At 70.1% G+C, this 4044-nt stretch carries 4 protein-coding genes; all 4 read left to right on the forward strand.

What is annotated here, in order from left to right; translation table 11 throughout:
* Nucleotides 1-2010 (forward strand): translation initiation factor IF-2 (infB, locus tag B9S61_RS10110; RefSeq protein WP_103541965.1); only part of this gene is annotated, 2010 nt, incomplete at its 5' end.
* A 260-nt stretch (nt 2011-2270) separates the two neighbouring features.
* Complete coding sequence (locus B9S61_RS10115) at nt 2271-2567, forward strand: DUF503 domain-containing protein (protein ID WP_103541966.1); 297 nt, start codon at nt 2271-2273, stop codon at nt 2565-2567.
* A 50-nt stretch (nt 2568-2617) separates the two neighbouring features.
* Complete coding sequence (gene rbfA / locus B9S61_RS10120; protein WP_103541967.1) at nt 2618-3067, forward strand: 30S ribosome-binding factor RbfA; 450 nt, start codon at nt 2618-2620, stop codon at nt 3065-3067.
* Nucleotides 3064-3969, forward strand: coding sequence for a tRNA pseudouridine(55) synthase TruB (truB, locus tag B9S61_RS10125; RefSeq protein WP_103541968.1), 906 nt, complete (start codon nt 3064-3066; stop codon nt 3967-3969). The genes rbfA and truB overlap by 4 nt, the downstream gene beginning before the upstream one ends.
* Nucleotides 3970-4044: the final 75 nt, after the last annotated feature.

Consider the following 4044-nt stretch of genomic DNA (forward strand, 5'->3'; position numbering starts at 1 on the left):
CGTCCCGGCGGCGGTGGCTTCGGTGGCGGCGGCGGCCGTCCCGGCTTCGGTGGCCGTCCCGGCGGTCCCGGTGGCCGTGGTGGCACGCAGGGTGCCTTCGGCCGTCCCGGCGGTCCCGCGCGTCGCGGCCGCAAGTCGAAGCGGCAGAGGCGCCAGGAGTACGAGGCCATGCAGGCCCCGTCGGTCGGCGGTGTGATGCTGCCCCGCGGCAACGGCGAAGCCATTCGCCTGTCGCGCGGTGCCTCGCTCACCGACTTCGCGGAGAAGATCAACGCCAACCCGGCGTCGCTCGTCGCGGTCATGATGAACCTCGGCGAGATGGTCACCGCGACCCAGTCCGTCTCCGACGAGACGCTCCAGCTCCTCGCGGGCGAGATGAACTACACCGTTCAGATCGTCAGCCCGGAGGAGGAGGACCGCGAGCTGCTCGAGTCCTTCGACCTGGAGTTCGGCGAGGACGAGGGGTCCGAGGAGGACCTGGTCGTCCGCCCGCCGGTGGTCACCGTCATGGGTCACGTCGACCACGGCAAGACCCGCCTCCTCGACGCCATCCGCAAGACGAACGTCATCGCGGGCGAGGCCGGCGGCATCACCCAGCACATCGGTGCCTACCAGGTCGCGACCGAGGTCAACGAGGAAGAGCGCAGGATCACCTTCATCGACACCCCGGGTCACGAGGCGTTCACCGCCATGCGTGCCCGTGGTGCGCGGTCGACGGACATCGCGATCCTGGTCGTCGCGGCCAACGACGGCGTCATGCCGCAGACGGTCGAGGCGCTCAACCACGCCAAGGCGGCCGACGTCCCGATCGTCGTCGCGGTCAACAAGATCGACGTCGAGGGCGCCGACCCGACCAAGGTGCGCGGTCAGCTGACCGAGTACGGCCTGGTGGCCGAGGAGTTCGGCGGCGACACCATGTTCGTCGACATCTCCGCCAAGCAGGGTCTGCACATCGACAGCCTCCTGGAGGCCGTCGTCCTCACCGCGGACGCCTCGCTCGACCTGCGGGCCAACCCCACGCAGGACGCGCAGGGCATCTCGATCGAGTCCCGGCTCGACCGCGGCCGCGGTGCCGTCGCAACGGTCCTCGTCCAGCGAGGCACGCTGCGGGTCGGCGACACGATGGTGGTGGGCGACGCCTACGGCCGCGTGCGCGCCATGCTCGACGACAACGGCAACAACGTCGCCGAGGCGGGCCCGTCGACGCCGGTCCAGGTCCTGGGCCTGACCAACGTCCCGGGTGCGGGCGACAACTTCATCGTCGTCGACGAGGACCGTACGGCCCGTCAGATCGCCGAGAAGCGCGCCGCCCGTGAGCGCAACGCCGCGTTCGCCAAGCGCACGCGCCGCGTGTCGCTGGAGGACCTGGACAAGGTGCTCAAGGCCGGCGAGGTCCAGCAGCTGAACCTGATCATCAAGGGTGACGCGTCCGGATCGGTCGAGGCCCTCGAGTCCTCGCTGCTCCAGCTGGACGTCGGCGAAGAGGTCGACATCCGCGTCCTGCACCGCGGCGTCGGTGCGGTCACGGAGTCCGACATCGACCTGGCGATGGGCTCCGACGCCATCGTGATCGGCTTCAACGTGCGCGCCGCCGGGCGTGCCGCGCAGATGGCCGAGCGCGAGGGTGTGGACGTCCGGTACTACTCGGTCATCTACCAGGCGATCGAGGAGATCGAGGCGGCCCTCAAGGGCATGCTCAAGCCGGAGTACGAGGAAGTCGAGCTCGGTACGGCGGAGATCCGCGAGGTCTTCCGTTCCTCCAAGCTGGGCAACATCGCGGGTGTTCTCATCCGCTCCGGCGAGGTCAAGCGCAACACCAAGGCGCGCTTGCTCCGTGACGGCAAGGTCATCGCGGAGAACCTCAACATCGTGGGCCTGCGTCGCTTCAAGGACGACGTCACCGAGATCCGCGAAGGCTTCGAGGGCGGTATCAACCTCGGAAACTTCAACGACATCAAGGTCGACGACGTCATCGCGACGTACGAGATGCGCGAGAAGCCGCGGGTGTAACACCCCACGGTGAGTACCGGCCGGCGGGACCTCGGTCCCGCCGGCTCGTGTGTCCGCCGGGTGGCGCGCTCCGGGCAGCTCACCGGGCTTTCCGGGAGGTCCGCGGAACGCGCGGGCGGCCCGGGAGCGGTGCGCGGGTGGCCCCGGGCGCGCAATATCCGTCGATCGTCGGGCCCCCTTCGATGTACGGTTCTGACGTCCCTGCCACTACGGATGGCGGGGCCATCGATCCCGTGCCGGCGGGTGAACCGGTTACACACATGTATGTGGGGACGCTGTCCTTCGACCTCCTCCTCGGCGACGTACATTCGCTGAAGGAGAAGCGCTCCGTCGTCCGCCCGATCGTCGCCGAGCTCCAGCGCAAGTACGCGGTGAGCGCGGCCGAGGTGGATCACATGGACCTCCATCGCAGGGCGGTCATCGGCCTGGCCATGGTGTCCGGCGACACGGGGCACCTGAGAGACGTACTGGACCGGTGCGAGCGGCTGGTCGCCGGGCGCCCCGAAGTGGAGCTGCTGTCCGTCAGGCGGCGCCTCCACGGTGAAGACGACGACTGACGACCACAGCCGCAGAGACACGCAGACAGGAAAGAACGGGAGACGGACCAGTGGCCGACAACGCGCGGGCTAACAGGCTGGCGGACCTCATCCGAGAGGTGGTGGCCCAGAAGCTGCAGCGCGGGATCAAGGACCCGCGGCTCGGCACACACGTCACCATCACGGACACCCGGGTCACGGGTGACCTCAGGGAGGCGACCGTCTTCTACACCGTGTACGGGGACGACGAGGAGCGCAAGGCCGCCGCGGCGGGCCTGGAGAGCGCCAAGGGCGTCCTGCGCTCCGAGGTGGGCCGCGCGGCGGGGGTGAAGTTCACACCGAGCCTGACCTTCGTCATGGACGCGCTGCCGGACACCGCACGCGCCATCGAGGACCTCCTCGACAAGGCGCGCCAGTCCGACGCCGAGGTGCGCCAGGCGTCCGCGGGCGCCACGTACGCCGGCGAGGCCGACCCGTACCGCAAGCCGGAAGACGACGAGACGGACGACACGGCCGAATGACCCAGAAGCACACCACGCCCGACGGCCTTGTCATCGTCGACAAGCCGTCGGGCTTCACTTCGCACGACGTCGTCGCCAAGATGCGCGGCATCGCGCGCACCCGGCGCGTCGGCCACGCCGGCACCCTCGACCCGATGGCGACGGGAGTCCTCGTCCTCGGCGTCGAACGGGCCACCAAACTCCTCGGCCACCTGGCGCTGACCGAGAAGGAGTACGTCGGCACCGTCCGGCTCGGGCAGAACACGCTCACCGACGACGCCGAGGGGGACATCACCTCCTCCACCGACGCCTCCGGGATCCCCCGGGAGGCCGTCGACGCCGGTGTCGCCAAGCTGACCGGCGACATCATGCAGGTGCCGTCCAAGGTCAGCGCCATCAAGATCAACGGGGTGCGTTCCTACAAGCGCGCGCGCGAGGGCGAGGAGTTCGACATCCCCGCCCGTCCGGTCACCGTCTCCTCGTTCTCCGTGTACGACGTCCGTGAGGCCGTCGCCGGGGACGGCACCCCCGTGCTGGACCTGGTGGTCTCCGTCGTCTGCTCCTCCGGCACCTACATCCGTGCCCTCGCCCGGGACCTGGGCGCGGGCCTGGGCGTCGGCGGCCACCTCACCGCGCTGCGCCGCACCCGCGTCGGTCCGTACAAGCTGGACTCCGCCAGGACGCTGGACCAGCTCCAGCAGGACCTGACCGTGATGCCGGTCGCCGAGGCCGCCACCGCCGCGTTCCCGCGCTGGGACGTCGACGAGCGGCGGGCCAGGCTGCTCACCAACGGGGTGCGGCTGGACATGCCCGAGGAGTACGCCGGCTCCGGCGCCGTGGCCGTGTTCGGCCCCGGGAGCCGGTTCCTGGCGCTCGTCGAGGAACAGCGGGGGAAGGCCAGGAGTCTGGCCGTCTTCGGCTGACGGGCTGACGGGCTGACGGGCCGTCGGGCTGACGGGCTGACGGGCCGTCGGGCGGTTCGGTGGGTGAGGGCTTGA

The sequence above is a fragment of the Streptomyces sp. SM1 genome, assembly GCF_002910825.1.
GTDB lineage: Bacteria > Actinomycetota > Actinomycetes > Streptomycetales > Streptomycetaceae > Streptomyces > Streptomyces okerensis.